The 12,927-nt window shown below is 47.2% G+C and carries 12 protein-coding genes; 9 read left to right on the top strand and 3 right to left on the bottom strand.

Annotated features, from left to right (window positions below; all coding sequences use genetic code 11):
* Nucleotides 1–1,059: a hypothetical protein gene (locus tag QQZ12_RS00165; RefSeq protein WP_284723793.1), complete on the bottom strand. Its 1,059-nt coding sequence runs from the start codon at nt 1,057–1,059 to the stop codon at nt 1–3.
* Nucleotides 1,060–1,216: 157 nt separating this feature from the next.
* Here QQZ12_RS00165 and QQZ12_RS00160 point away from each other — a divergent pair, with 157 nt between their 5' ends.
* The 8 genes from QQZ12_RS00160 to QQZ12_RS00125 all read left to right on the top strand — a co-directional run bounded on the left by QQZ12_RS00160 (nt 1,217) and on the right by QQZ12_RS00125 (nt 8,681).
* Nucleotides 1,217–2,869: a TcaA NTF2-like domain-containing protein gene (locus QQZ12_RS00160; protein WP_284723792.1), complete on the top strand. Its 1,653-nt coding sequence runs from the start codon at nt 1,217–1,219 to the stop codon at nt 2,867–2,869.
* Nucleotides 2,870–2,997: 128 nt separating this feature from the next.
* Nucleotides 2,998–3,795 (top strand): cyclase family protein, encoded by a 798-nt coding sequence (locus QQZ12_RS00155; RefSeq protein WP_284723791.1) that lies wholly within the window; start codon nt 2,998–3,000, stop codon nt 3,793–3,795.
* Nucleotides 3,796–4,048: 253 nt separating this feature from the next.
* Entirely contained in the window at nt 4,049–4,459 is a 411-nt protein-coding gene (locus QQZ12_RS00150; RefSeq protein WP_102991485.1) for a M67 family metallopeptidase, read from the top strand.
* A gap of 24 nt (nt 4,460–4,483) precedes the next feature.
* Entirely contained in the window at nt 4,484–5,938 is a 1,455-nt protein-coding gene (locus QQZ12_RS00145) for a nicotinate phosphoribosyltransferase (protein WP_102991484.1), read from the top strand.
* 124 nt (nt 5,939–6,062) lie between these two features.
* Nucleotides 6,063–6,563, top strand: a complete 501-nt coding sequence (locus tag QQZ12_RS00140) for a GNAT family N-acetyltransferase (protein WP_284723790.1) — start codon at nt 6,063–6,065, stop codon at nt 6,561–6,563.
* A 123-nt stretch (nt 6,564–6,686) separates the two neighbouring features.
* Nucleotides 6,687–7,331: a hypothetical protein gene (locus tag QQZ12_RS00135; protein WP_102991482.1), complete on the top strand. Its 645-nt coding sequence runs from the start codon at nt 6,687–6,689 to the stop codon at nt 7,329–7,331.
* Nucleotides 7,324–7,908 (top strand): hypothetical protein, encoded by a 585-nt coding sequence (locus QQZ12_RS00130; protein WP_102991481.1) that lies wholly within the window; start codon nt 7,324–7,326, stop codon nt 7,906–7,908. The genes QQZ12_RS00135 and QQZ12_RS00130 overlap by 8 nt, the downstream gene beginning before the upstream one ends.
* Nucleotides 7,905–8,681 (top strand): hypothetical protein, encoded by a 777-nt coding sequence (locus QQZ12_RS00125; RefSeq protein ID WP_284723789.1) that lies wholly within the window; start codon nt 7,905–7,907, stop codon nt 8,679–8,681. Before QQZ12_RS00130 ends, QQZ12_RS00125 begins: the two co-directional genes overlap by 4 nt.
* A gap of 643 nt (nt 8,682–9,324) precedes the next feature.
* On the opposite strand, the gene QQZ12_RS00120 is transcribed toward QQZ12_RS00125, so the two are convergent.
* Nucleotides 9,325–10,407 carry an AI-2E family transporter gene (locus QQZ12_RS00120; RefSeq protein ID WP_106343153.1) on the bottom strand — a complete coding sequence of 361 codons (1,083 nt, stop codon included), beginning with the start codon at nt 10,405–10,407 and terminating at the stop codon, nt 9,325–9,327.
* 8 nt (nt 10,408–10,415) lie between these two features.
* A complete protein-coding gene (locus tag QQZ12_RS00115) occupies nt 10,416–11,237 on the bottom strand; it encodes a YihY/virulence factor BrkB family protein (protein ID WP_102991478.1) in 822 nt (273 codons plus the stop codon).
* 191 nt (nt 11,238–11,428) lie between these two features.
* Between QQZ12_RS00115 and QQZ12_RS00110 the strand changes: the two genes are divergently transcribed.
* Nucleotides 11,429–12,760, top strand: a complete 1,332-nt coding sequence (locus tag QQZ12_RS00110; RefSeq protein WP_102991477.1) for a tetratricopeptide repeat protein — start codon at nt 11,429–11,431, stop codon at nt 12,758–12,760.
* Nucleotides 12,761–12,927 lie beyond the last annotated feature (167 nt).

Here is a 12,927-nt window from a genome sequence, read left to right as displayed (position 1 = left end):
TTATTCCTCCTTCGGTTTCTTTAAAGGAAATGGTTCAAAGTCCATTTGCACATGATGCAAATACTTGTAATCATATTCTCTCACAACCCCGTATTTGAGCCTTAATCTCACGAATTTTATCTCTTTCTGTTTTTCCGTTCCTGCTGCGACCCGTTTGCCAGTAGCATTGGTGATAGTGATGTCCACTTTGGGGCCATCTTCTTTGATCGGCATAAGCTGATATGTGTCATCGACAGTGTAAAATTGCCTTTGCCCATATCTCGTCTTCATGGTCCGCTTTTTATTTGTCAGGTGAACGACGAGATACTGGTCCTGATAGGTACCCACAATCAATTTGTTGGTCACTTTCCCATCCTCAATGACGAATGGATAAACCTGATTATACATTGCGGCGCCTTGGCCTTGAATCACTGAATGGGAATAGGTGAGTACCAAAAAGAAAAAAAGGGAAAACAAAAATGTGAAAAAGCTGACCCAATACATGATGTGCTGTGATCGATCGGGCATGGTTCGCTTTTGGAAAAAAACATAAAGCGAAATGACAATCAATGTAATTAAGGGAATTTCATTCAAGGTGGACAAGTCTTGAATCATGAACTGCAAATCAAAATCACTTTGCGCATTACCCCAGATGGCAAACAGCCGATCAGTTTCTTTTGAGAAAATGAAATAGGCCCCAAGGAAAAGAACGAAACAGACGATCTGCGCCAGCACATGGATTCTGCGCTTTTTCCATGGCGGTGAGGTGGCAATCCCCATCTGATTGACAATATGATATGTGCAAATAGCCATAATCCCATAAATGGCAAACAGCAACATCTCGATGAAGGTGACAATCAACCAACTGCTATTTAGCATTTCAGCGATGGTCACTTCCGTATAATAATGAGGAATGCCAAAATAGGATAAATAACTGGCTTTATAAGAGTACACATACAGATACGTGAAGAGCGCGATCACAGCCAGAATAATTTCCACTGTCAAGATACGCATGATAATGGGATGTCTTTCAGAGAAGCGCACTTCTTGCGTATCCGGGCTGACGAGGTTGATTTTCAATTCGTTGTTTCCACGATACCATGAAAGAGGGCGTGTTGAGTGGCGGCTTGGTCCGTACCTTTTGTTTCGCAAACGATCCACCCCTAAGTATGCCGTTTATCATTTGTTTCCATTATATTCAGTCTTATCTTATCATTTCTTGAAAGCGGGGTCTAATATGAAGCATTGGCATATCTGGCTCCTAGTCTCCCTTCTAATCATTTCAGGTTGCACACTGTGGGGAAATGAGCCAGTACCAAGCACACAAGGGCGGCTTGTAGAACAGGGGAAAATCATCTACAAAGATCCCATCTACTATGAGAGTGGCGAATATTATGACCTAAAGCCAAGCGATCTACAACCGCTCCCTTATTCAAGGATAACAAAACCAAATCCGAGCCTGATGGAAGCCAAAAAGATTTTAAGGGATTTGACCAGCACCTACTTATACATGTATCCAGAAGTGCAAATCATCGATCTTGACAACAACAATCAACCGGAAGTGGTCGGTTTCTTTGAAAACATTGCAAACTTCGATGAAAACGGAGCCATGCGAATCTATGTAGCCAAATATAAAAACAAAAAGTGGGTTCTGGAACAAGGCTATTTGTTTGTTGATATTTTCTGCAAGAATAGACGTTTCTTCAAAGGCAAGTTAACCGCAAACAAGCATGCGATTTTCTTGGCCTGTGAAAATAACAAGCATGAAAAATGGACCTACTATATTGTCACGCTGAAAAACGGAAAGCCTGTGTTTTTAGCGGAAGATGTGCCTTCCCCTTCATGGGCGGTTAACGCTCCTCAAGCAGAGGACGAACCTTATTCCGATCTGCTTGGTAGCCATGTGCCTGTCTTCCCCAAAGACATAAACCAGGATGGGATCATGGAGATTCCCGGTCTTCACTTCCCAATGGAATACAAATCCGGCATCCCGCTCATGGAAAAAACAGATCAACCTCCGCAAGTGGCTTGGTATCAAGTCCGGCCAAATAACACATTCACATTGGTCAAAACGACGCCATATGATGTAAGCAAAGAAGTCGGCAAAATAAAACAACCATCACACCTTTTCGACCGTTATTTGCCTGAAAATCTCGTCATCAACACGCCAGCATACCAAAAGGTGCTCAGCGAATTGGCAAAGTTAAAGCAGGAACCGGTGCGGTTGGCCACATTTCAAAAAGGCCTAGAAGTGGGAAGCCATATCCTCATCGAAGGGGCATTGAAAGAAACGTCTCCCCATTTCCGAGGTTTACAGGCCGGCCAAGATTTGCTTATCATCCGCTCCGGTAAAACATACGCACTTATGCGCTTTGGCAACTACGCCTTCGCGATTGATCAGAATGGAGACACTCAATCTCTTAGCGCATTGAACAACATCAACGTCCTCAAGCCTCTAACGCAGCAAAATCCCTTTCCTTACACAGATGATCCCGGATATAATTCCTTACTTGATTCCCCTGAACTCTTTTACGCCCATCTGGAGAAATTTATCAACACCTTCTCGCAAAAAAAATTAGAAGCTTCTAACAAGGGGAATTATGAGATCGTGCAAGATCTGATTGCATGGGATTCGCCCGCGGAAAAGGAAGTGAAGAAGGCCATTACCAACACACGTGGAAAAAAAGAGGCGCCAATGAAACTGCTTAAGGCCAAGATCGATCGCCACAGCCATGTCATCCTGAACAAATCCCAACATAGCATACGGGTGTTGGAAGAATATCAACTAGCTCAACTTGGCAACACGACGAAGATAAAATTGACAAACAACTATATTTTATCTATGGATGCATTCGGATTTAAAGTGATCCAACTAGGGCGTGTCTGGTGAATCAAGTTAGTAGGGAAGAAGCGGCGAAAAGCACCAACACAGCATCCAGAGAAATAATATACTTGATATCAAGGGTGGATAAGTCTCTCTTCCTCCCTCCTATCCATAACTAGAAACTAGGTGAAACCATGATCGAATCGTATGTACAAAACGGTGTGAAAACCACCCTGATCGATCTAAGCCAATCTTTGAGCAATGATACGTCCTCCTTTGAACCCAACCCCCATCACATTCAGTACTTTGATCATCAGCATGGCACCAGCGTCTCCAATCACCTGTTAGGCCTAAACGAATCGCATTGGCCGGAAGGAAAAGCATGGGCGGTAGAAGAAGTGAAGTTGTCCACTCATGCTGGGACGCATGTGGACGCCCCATACCATTATGGACCGACTGTCGGCGACCAGCCAGCCAAAACGATTGATCAAGTACCCCTGCGCTGGTGCTACGGGGACGGGGTGGTGCTGAACATGACCCACAAAGGCAAAGGAGAAGGCATCACCATCGACGACATCCAAACTGAACTCACCCGCATCCGTTATGAGTTGAAACCTTACGACATCGTCCTCATCCGCACCGACACATCAAAACGGTACAACGAAGCGCACTATGATCTAAGCCACCCGGGCCTGCTGGCTTCTTCAACTGAATGGCTGATTGATCAAGGTGTGCGGTTGATTGGCATCGATGCTTGGGGGTTGGATCGCCCCTTTGACGTCATGGCGCAAGAAGCCAAGCAAGGGAAAACACAATTTTGGGAAGCCCACTTAGTCGGCCGGAAGAAAGAATATTGCCAGATTGAGAAATTGTGCAACTTGGACAAGATCCCCGTGTCCCATGGCTTCAAAGTAGCGGCGTTCCCAATCAACATCCAAAACGCCAGCGCCGGTTGGAGCCGTGTCGTGGCCATCTTGGAGGAAAATGTCTGAAGCGCGCCAGGAGATCATTCACCTCCGCAAATCATGGAGCTGCTTCGACGCCGCTTTGCTCCACTGTGAAGCTTGCGGGGCAAAGCGGGAACATCCCACCCTATCCGGTGTCTGACTTCCCGGCTTCTTTCACCGCTATCTGTTAAAATGATCCAGTGTTTGCCATTTGTCATAGACTTCCGTCTTACCCACACGATACAATAATGAAAGATCATTTGTTTGATTGTTACCCATCCTGCGAGGAGGGCTGGAGATGAAGCCGTCCTATTATTCAATTCGCCGTCATGTGATCCATGGAATCAACGCGTATTGCCTAGAGCAGTATCCGTATGAAGGATACGGCTTTTTGGCCGGGCGCGACTTTACGATCACCCATTTTTTCCCGATTCAAAGCCAGAATCATCGTACTTGCTCTTGGGAGTTGGAGCCAAGGTCTTACAGGGATAACATCAAGCAGATGCGCCAACTCCAGTTGGACTGGCTCGGCGTCGTTCATTCTCATCCCGTTACCCAAGCCTATCCTTCGGCCCGCGACCTGACCGGTTGGCATTTCCACGACAAAAGCTTGTGGATTATGTCGCTCAAGGATAAAGAATTCCAACTTTGCGCTTACTATATACAAGAAAAAAACATCCTTCCCATCATGTTTGAAATTATTGAATAGCACACCATAGGGAGAAGATGAATCATGTCTTTATCCATTTCCGCATTACATACTGACAAATACCAACTGACGATGATGTACGCCCACTACAAAAACGGGACGCACCAAAACCGGCGGGCTTTTGACTTGTACTTCCGCAAACTCCCTTTCGGCAACGGTTATGTCGTGTTTGCCGGCCTGGAAAGGGTGGTTCAATACCTAGAAGGCCTTCGTTTTCAAGAGGAGGACATCCGTTTTCTTGAGCGAGAGATGGCATTTGAACCGGAATTTCTGGATTTGCTCCGCTCTTTTCGCTTTACAGGCACGCTCCATGCTATGCCCGAAGGGACACTCGCGTTTCCGGGTGAACCCTTAATCCGGGTAGAGGGCAATATCATGGAACTTCAACTGATCGAAACAGCCCTCTTGAATTTCGTTGGTTACCAATCCCTGATCGCCACCAAGGCTGCCCGGGTTCGCCATGTAGCTGGACAAGATACCCTCCTCGAGTTCGGCACGCGCCGGGCGCAAGAAAAGGATGCGGCGGTTTGGGGCACGCGGGCGGCTTACATCGGCGGATTCGACGCAACATCCAATACGTACGCCAGCCAACGCTTCGGCATACCTAGTAGCGGCACGCACGCACATGCATGGGTACAAGATTTCCCCACTGAGCTGGAAGCATTCCGAGCATACGCCGCCGCCTTTCCCGAAGCCACCACGCTGTTGGTCGACACCTACGATACCCTGAAAAGCGGCGTGCCCCATGCGATTAAGGTGGGGCTAGAGCTGAAACAGCAAGGAAACAAGCTGGCTGGCATTCGTCTGGACAGCGGCGACCTCGCTTATCTGTCCAAACAAGCGCGGATCATGCTAGACGAAGCAGGACTCACCGATACCAAAATCACTGCTTCCAGCGATTTGGATGAGTTCACGATCCTCAACCTGAAGTCGCAGGGAGCCAAGATCGACGCTTGGGGTGTCGGCACCAAATTGATTACCGCGTTTGACCAACCGGCATTAGGGGCTGTCTATAAAATGGTGGCCCGCCTGGAAGATGGGGAATGGGCACCCACGATCAAAATTTCGTCCAACCCGGCAAAAATCACCACGCCGTGCCGCAAGAACGTCTACCGCATCATTGACCGCAAATCGGGCAAAGCGAGAGGCGATCTAATCACCGCCGTCGAAGAGACGATCGATGAAAGCAAACCACTTCACTTGTTCGACCCTGAACATCCATTCAGACGGAAGAAAGTGAAGCATTACCAAGCAATGCCACTATTGCAACCGATCTTCCAAAACGGCAAGCGCGTTTATCAACTGCCTCCCTTGTCGGAGATCCGCAAACACCACCAGCAACAACTCTCTTTGTTCTGGGAAGAGTATTTGCGCATTCTGAACCCTGAAGTATATCCTGTCAGCTTGTCGCGACAATTGTGGGACACCAAGCAGCAGTTGCTTAACCGCATCTACGATTCCATCAAAGCAGAAGAATGATTCATGTCTAGCTTCCTTGACCAAATACTGCCGCCTCCTTGGGAGGCGGCAGTATTTTTGCCTTGATCTCATGGGCGCATAACCCCATAATGAAATGAATCCCTACTTAAAGGAGCGTGAAAAGATGATCGTGATCCGCCCCGCCACGCTTGCCGATTTGCCATCACTCGTCGACATTTACAATTACGCCGTCTTGGAGACGACCGCCACCTTCGATTTGGAAGCACAGACCGTGGCCGAACGCCAAGCTTGGTTTGCCAGCCACTCCCCTGACGTCCATCCGCTCATCGTCGCCGAAGAAGATGGAACCGTTCTCGGTTACAGCGGGCTCTTGCCATACCGTACCAAACCAGCTTACCGCCACACAGTGGAACTCTCCATCTACGTCCATCCTGAGGCGCAAGGCCACGGACTTGGCAAACAGCTGATGCGATCCATCATTGCGCGGGCACAGGAAATTGGCCACCATGTCATCATCGCTGGCATCACTGGGGGCAACGAAAGCAGTTTTCGGTTGCATAAGCAATTTGGATTCAGAGAAGTGGGAATCCTGCGCGAAGTGGGATATAAGTTTGGCAAATGGCATGATGTCCACTTTTATCAATTGACCTTGCCTTCCCGCTAAACGATCAAGCGGTTAGAGACGATGCAAAGTACAACCCGCCTTTCCCCATCCTGTAACAGGGGAAAGGCCTCCCCGTCGCGAATACCTAAACATTGCAATCCATGCGAGAAAGGGCGAGCTGGCTTGAAATGTTACGAAGAGTATTGCGCACACATCAAAACGTTGTGGCGTGAGAAGCAGGTGATCCTGCACCTTGTTCATCCTGAGCGGCTGGAGTTGCGGTTTGACCCGTCCGCCGTTCAGTCGCTGATCCACAAGCACCAGCTGGAGGAAAAAGCATTCTACCAATGCCTTGAAGAAATTCCACGTTATTTGCTAGCCATCCTGAATCAAGACGAGGAACTCCTAATCGACATGGAGTTAAAATATTACGAAGAGGAAGGCATCCCATTGGCAGAAGGCGAGCAATTGAGCCGCGAAGTACAGGAGAAACTGAAAACGATCGAAAAGCTCTTCTACCATCCACAATTGTCGCAATCCCTCAAGATCAAGCAAACAGCCAAGACCAAATTGCTAAGCGGATTCAGCTGGGAAATCAATCAAAAGACGTTCGACCACCAACAAGGCAGGCTGGAACCGCTCTGCTATGCCCAATTAAAAATTGAAATCGCATCACCGCCCAACCACTCACGAAAACAGCCTTGGCTACGCTATATTTTGGACAACGAACCCCATAAAGATGAAGTGGCACTAACTTTGACCCCTGATGACATCGACTATCTGCTGATGGAGTTGACAAAAATGAAAAAGGTGATGTCACTTGAATAAACGCGATGGCCACTTCCCCTACCGAAGAGATAAAACGCGCACCAGCGAAGAAAAACAAATCACCGCCTTGCTCAGGTTTCTTCATCATTCCGCCGTCAAACAGGGTCTGTATCCCGGGCTGGAGGAAGAGCGGGCGCTATCCAAAGATCTGCTCACCCTCCGTCGGCAAGCGCTGTTTCCCCAGTCCCCGGCCAAACAAAATGCCAACTCGCTGTGGCGCTTCATGCATGCAGACACCTTTAGCAAGCTCCGCAAATATTTCACCCTTCTGGAAGAGCGTTTCGATGACATGCATGATCGCGTCCAAACGCTAGGCATTATCAAAGACCTCCTTCATCAGCTCAAAAACGACCTCCACCCCGATTTGCACAAATACGAGCGGCGCATCTGCCTCATCATTCACGACGCCATTCACAAGACCAAAGCGGAACGGCTGACTGCCGAGCATCTCGATGTTCTGTCCCGCTCCATCGACACGTTGTTAAACGGAAACTGCAACAAGAAAACGTTTCGGCGCGTGGATCAGTGGTTGCGTCACCACGGTCTCAATTGGATTATGGGGGATGACGGCGAATGAAAACACTTTTTTTGGACACCACCATTTTGGCGGACCGGTATTTAGCCAACACCGAGCGCCAACGGCAAATTCGGCAGCAACTAAACGGCAAATCGCTCACTACCTCCAATTATGTCATCGGCGAATTGAAAAACAGCTTTTTGAAAAACAGCATCACCCTTCATACTCTCTTGCTAGAGGAAGCGACAGTAGAAGACGCGCTGGCTCGGCTCGGACAGCGTTGCTTCAGTACGCGGCAATTTGACCGTGTGTTAAAAGTGTTCGCCTATCTAGCTAAAAAGGTGGGTTATGACAAGGAGGAATTGCTAGAGCGCCTTGACATCCTGATTGAAGATGAATTTGAAATCCTATTCATCGACGGCATTGATGAAGTGATCGACGAATGCCAATGCATTCGGGCCCATGCCACACCCGTCAAAGAAGGGAAACGGTGGATTCTAGATCTCGGTTGCCGCCAACAACCGCAACCCTCTTGCGACATTGAGGCATTTTACGCCAAATGCCGGGAAGAATTGGCCTCGCTGACGCAAATCGCAGAAGCAGAGCGCAGTATTAACGTCGACAATCTCACCGGCATGCTATCTGGTCAAAAAAGCAAATACGGGCGCAATTGTTGGAGCGTGGGCGATGCTATCATTTGCGCAGAAGTTCCTGCCGATCAGTGGATTTACACCTCCAATCTGAAAGATTACGGCCCGCTCAGCAGACACTTGGGAAAGAAATTATGGAGGGAAGGAACCGCACATCCCCCTTCATCACGAGACTCCATGTGATGCGTTCGCCACATGCAAAACGGCGCCTGTACCCAGTTGCTCAAGATGATGATTTAACTGGTCAATTCATTAAAAAAAGAAGCCGGGGCTCACCCAGCTGGCTGGTTGCAAGTGGTGCGAACAATATTGCGGGCTTTTCATTATTGAACGTTCGGTCGGTAAAGCTCTTTATTCACCTTTCGCACCCGTTTAGGCTTGTCAGCAGCCTGAAACCCGGCTCCCCAGCTTTGTTTAAAAATCAAGCTCAATGTTAATGCCATCCTCATCCGTATCAATCTCTACCTCTCTGGTTTCCCCATCCAATTCCCCATGATTCCATTCCAAATCCATCGGATCCCAATCTTTCATCATTATTCCTCCATCTCATTAATTGTCCTAATAATTTATTAAATTTACTGGTGAAAGTATTGGCTATGAATAAACAGATTCCTCCTATATCCCTGTTTTTAATTAAATATCAATTCGTCGGCAACAATGAAACATTGCATCCCCCCAGCCCCTATCTTGTTTCATTCCCTTTCTTCCACAAAAATATCTGCAATCAAACTGAAAATTGTGATTTATTCTTTAACATTTCCCCTGCACGACTTCCCATCATGAGGGCGTAAAAAACCCCCCGCTATGCACCACGGGAGGTTGTTGTTTAAGACTCTTCTTGCTTGCTCATCGCACGTAACCGCACCAGCCGGTACAGGTGGCTGACCACAACTTTCAACACCGCATAGGTCGGCACCGCCAACAACAGTCCCAAAAATCCGCCCAGGCTGCCGGCTACGAGCAATAACAATATGATGGTTAAAGGATGGACATCCAAACTTTTGCCCATCACATACGGGGAAACCAAGTTTCCCTCCAATTGCTGGGCTACAAAGGCCACCACCAACACCCAGACCACCATCATCGGTGAATCGATGAGGGCCACGATCACTGCCGGGATCGTCCCGATAAACGGACCAACAAGTGGGATCACATTGGTAAACATGGTTACTAGCGCCAAGATCAGCGAATAATCTAAACCAATGATCAAATAGCCGATATACACCAACACACCCACCAACAGGCTGACCAGCACTTGGCCCTTAATGTACGAACTGAGCGCAAAATCCATATCCCCGAGAATGCGGAGCCCCTGTTGCCGCTCTTTCTCAGGCAATAACCGCAAAAGGTACGAGGGAAACCGTTCCCCTTCTTTCAACATGTAATACAGGATGAACGGGACGGTCACGAATACGAGAATAATATTGGTGATCACTGAGAAAAAGTTGGCAATGTTAGTCCCAATCGTAGAAATGCTGCTCCGCAAATAATTGGACGCTGCCGTCGCCACTTGATTCCAGTCGATATAACTGGCCACCCAGGGATGATGGCTCCAATTGATCAGTTGCGTCTGTACGGAGTCGATCATTTGCGGAAAATTGGCCAACAAGCGGTTAAATTGCTCTTTGAGCAACGGACCGATCAGGAAGCCGACGAGCACCAACAACCCCAGCACCACTACATAAATCAGCAAAATACCCAATCCCCGCGGAATACCCCGCTTTTCCAAAAACCGCACCACCGGACGAAATAGGTAAAACAACACACCCGACACAAGGAACGGAAAAAACAGTGTTTGCACCAAAATGACCAACGGCTGGAAAATGAACTTGACCTTGTTTGCCAACAATATGATCAGCAACACCATGATCATTCCGTATCCTAACCGAAACAGCTTCGACTGCGGCATCTCCTCACCTAACTTTCTATTTGCTCTTTCGTTTTACATATGGCCGCATTCAACAGCCCTCCCAATATTAATACCATAGAAGAGAGGTAAAACCATCCTACCAATACGATAATTCCTCCCAAATTCCCATACACCAAGGAGTAATTGTTGAGGGAAACATAAAATGAAAACGCCAGTGAACTGGCTTGCCACCCCGCCATCGCAAAGAGAGCTCCTGGCAACGCTTGCCCAAAGGTGACATGGGTGTTGGGGGTGAATTTATACAAACACAAAAACACCATAAAAATAACCAGGCTACTCAACACCCAGCGAATCCATGTCCACACTTCATAAAACCATGCTGTCAAACCAAACATCCGAAATGCATATTGTCCCAACACTTTGCCGAAAATGGGCAACATCAGCGAAATCACCAGCGCTCCAAGCAAACCGAACATCAAGAATATTCCCAGCAAAACCTGCATCCAAAACGGCCTTTCTTTATGGACACGATATGCATTGTCCATGATACGAATAATTGATTGAAAAACAACTGAGGCCAGATAAATGGTGATCACCAAGCTAAGTGATAACACCCCTTCGCGTCGCTCATCCAAAATCACCGCCAGATTGGATTCCAACAATTCATAAGTGGAAGGCGGGGCGTAAGGCTGGATCATGGCCAGAATATCGGAACTGGTGAAAGGCAGAAAGCCCAACACCGTAACAGCAAGCAACAAAAAAGGGAAAATGGACATCAAGATATAATAAGCGAGTTGCGCGGACATATCAAAAACGTGCTCTTCTGCGATTCTTTTTTTTAATTCTTTCAGCACAGGAGTTAGTCTCATTGTTCCTCCTCAAGGCGCGAAAACATGGATGTCAATTATTAATGTATCCTTTTTTATACATAATTAACAACCCTTCGTCTACATAATCCTCTTCTCTTCTTTTATATTTAAGAAAATTTAAATATAATAGTTCCCAATTTTTTTAATAAGGTGTAATATAATAATAATCCACTACTTGTGAGGTGATCGGCATGAAAACATTAGCATTGCATGAGATTGGGGAAGTGATCCGCAAGGTCAGAAAAGAGCGTGGACTAAGACTAGAAGATTTGGCTGACGAGAACATATCCCCTGCCACGGTCAGTAACATCGAACGCGGTGTCGCCCACGTCAGTCCCGAAAAAATTTCATATTTATTGGAAAAATTAGATCTGCCGATGCATAAACTTCCAGAAATGCTGGTGAAAGAGCAGTCCGAGTTAAAAAAAGTAAAATTTAAGATGCTCACGGTTGCTACGCTACGGCAGATCGGTCTCGTCGACGAAGCACTCCAGCAGTTGGAAGAGTTGGTGTTGGATGAATCGCATCCGTACATCGCCCACGCCTATTATTTAAAAGGCAAATGCTATATGTCAAAGAAAAAGTGGAAACAAGCAGAACGTGCACTGTACAATGCCCTACGCCTCTCCCAACAAAACTCTTACAAAGAGCAAAATATGGAAGCGGCCAGCTACTTGCTGTTAAGTCTCAGCAGCTACTACCAGAACCAGATGGAACAAGCCCTCTCATTCACTGACAACGGGCTGGAAGCGTTTTTGGAAAACGGAACCAACCAGCACATCAAAATCCTGCTCTACAGAAACAAAGGCATCTATTTGCATCGGTTGGGTCGGATCACCGAAGGCATGCGTCTGGTTCAAGAGATCTGGAGCCAAATTCCGAATATTGCAGATGCCGCAACTTTGCTTGGTTTCTACTGGTTGCGTGCAGAATTTTCGAGATTAATCGGCTTATACGAGGAGTCGATCGAATATGCCGAAGAAGGCATTGAAATTGCAAGACGTAACAAATTGTACGACAGCATGTGCGATCTGTGGATCGTTTTAGGGAGCGCCTACACGGCGACCAAAGACTGGTCCATGGCTGAAACCTCCTTCAAAATGGCGCTGAAAGTTGAAGAAAAGCACAAGGAAGAACAGCGCATCACCAAAGTGTACAACCGCTTAGGCACTTTGTACATGAAGCAGAACAGAATGGAAGATGCCCGAAATGCCTTGCTAAAAGCGATCCAACAAGCGGAAAAATATAACGACTCCAAGCATTTGAGCACCAGCCTTCTCACCATTGGCGAGCTCTCGTACACCGCCGGCAACGTGGAGGATGCGATCGCATACTATAAAAAAGCGTTGGATTTAACCCAAAAACATGGATATAAAGAGAAAGAGTACAAAGCATGGTTTAATCTGGCCAAATGTTACGATGGCGTGGACGAGCAGGAATTTCAGAATTGCATGCGAAATATGTATAATGTAAAGAGAGACTTTACTAGGATGGAGGTAGAAGAGCATGATTTTAAAGATTAAATATCTGTCAACTGCTATGGTCGTCCTCGGGATTGCTACCTCTACCGTATTTGGGCTAACTAGCCAGGTAGAGAATATCACAACCGCGAGCCAAGAGCCCGGCTGGCCGGCTCCCGGTTTTGAGAGCCAAGAACCGGGCTGGCCCATTCCGCCTTTGGCATAACTTT

The organism is Laceyella tengchongensis, from assembly GCF_900182735.1.
In the GTDB taxonomy this organism is placed as follows: Bacteria; Bacillota; Bacilli; order Thermoactinomycetales; family Thermoactinomycetaceae; genus Laceyella; species Laceyella tengchongensis.
This window is presented reverse-complemented; position numbering and strand designations above follow the sequence as displayed.